The following is a 1480-nucleotide window of genomic DNA, read 5'->3' on the forward strand; positions in this document are numbered from 1 at the left end:
GTTAAAAAGATAGATGATGAGGATATTTATGACGAAGAGGTATTTGAATATAACGGCTCAAAATATCTAATCGGCGAGGAAGCTATTGACCAGGATGTAAATATATCTTTAAAAGCTGGAACATTGATAAAAAATGCGCCGCTTTTAGTTTATGTGGTATTAAAAATTAACAACATAGAGCATAAGGGCTTAAGTCTTATCACTGGACTATCTTTAAAAGATTTTGATGACAAGGGAGATGAATTAATCGAAATTTTGAAAGACTTTACAGTCAATGACGAAGAAATAAAGCTTGATGTAAGTTTATTGCCCCAAGGTCGTGGAATAGCTTATGATTATTTTTCAAAAAATCCACAAGAAGATTTGGCTCTAATTTTAGATGTAGGCTACAATACTCTTGACTTTATAGCAATGAAAAAAGATAAACTTTCGATCAGAAATAGCTTTGCAAATACGAATGGCATCAATATTATTCTGAAAAAATTACAATATGAGCTTAATAGGCAATTTGATATTAAAAGGACAACTACTGAACTTAATGAAACTATTTCGGCAAACAACAAAACTTTAATACATAGGGGAGAAATTATAGATTTTAGTGATGCCCTAAAGGATATTACAGAAGATTACATCGATAGCATCAAGCAAGATATTGTAGAGAAAGACAATATATTGGAAAGAGCTAATATTTTACTAATTGGCGGCGGTGGCGCATATATTTTAAGAGCCATAAACGATAATGACTTACAAAAAATGTTTAATTTCAAAAATATAGTTTTTGTTGATGACCCTTATGAGTTTTCAAATGCAAGAGGGTATTATGTTAGGGAATTAAGCCTAAAAGAAAATAATGCGGAATAAGCTAAAGTAAAAAAGGAAACAAAATGGCAAGACCAGCGAAAGATAATGTTATTAAAAGAAAGCCCATGAGCTTTACGATAGATAAAAGTAGTTTAATCTTATGGAAATTGTTGGATTGTTCTCGATCTAATTTTATTGCCGCTATGCTCCAATATGCTGTAAAAGATGAAAAGTTAAGAGATATTTTTTATGGTAAAAATGGAATAAATGCTTTAAAAGCTTTTAAACTAATAGAGGAGCAAGAAGAAAGAAGATGGCAAGAGTTTTTTGAGAAAGCTAGCGAGTTAAAACAAACAATAAAAGAGCCTGAAGTAATAGATGAGCCAAAAGGTAAAGATATTACTGAGGATAAAAAAGTTGAGGCTATTGATGAGCTAGAGAGCGAAGATATAGAAGATGACAAAAGCTCCGAAATATTGCCTATCAAAAAATTAAAAAAAGTGAAAGAGAAAAAAACTTTCAATTAAAGCCTGAATATAATTTTGGAGATTTTATATGATTATAGACGAGCCTATACAAAACAGCTATAAGTTAAAAACAAATAAGCTTGTAGTTTCTAGTTTTGACAAAGAAATGAAAAGGTTAGAGGCTATAAAAATAGATGATAGCGGTAATAGAA

At 30.5% G+C, this 1480-nt stretch carries 2 protein-coding genes; both read left to right on the forward strand.

Translation table 11 applies throughout. The features are described 5' to 3' along the window. Positions 1 to 861: ParM/StbA family protein (locus CYP28_RS10205; RefSeq protein ID WP_181000393.1), on the forward strand; the 861-nt coding region annotated here is incomplete at its 5' end. 23 nt (positions 862 to 884) lie between these two features. Continuing rightward, a complete protein-coding gene (locus tag CYP28_RS00880) occupies positions 885 to 1328 on the forward strand; it encodes a hypothetical protein (RefSeq protein ID WP_103592739.1) in 444 nt (147 codons plus the stop codon). The last annotated feature ends 152 nt before the right edge of the window (positions 1329 to 1480 follow it).

The sequence above is a fragment of the Campylobacter concisus genome, assembly GCF_002914195.1.
GTDB classification, from domain to species: Bacteria; Campylobacterota; Campylobacteria; order Campylobacterales; family Campylobacteraceae; genus Campylobacter_A; species Campylobacter_A concisus_M.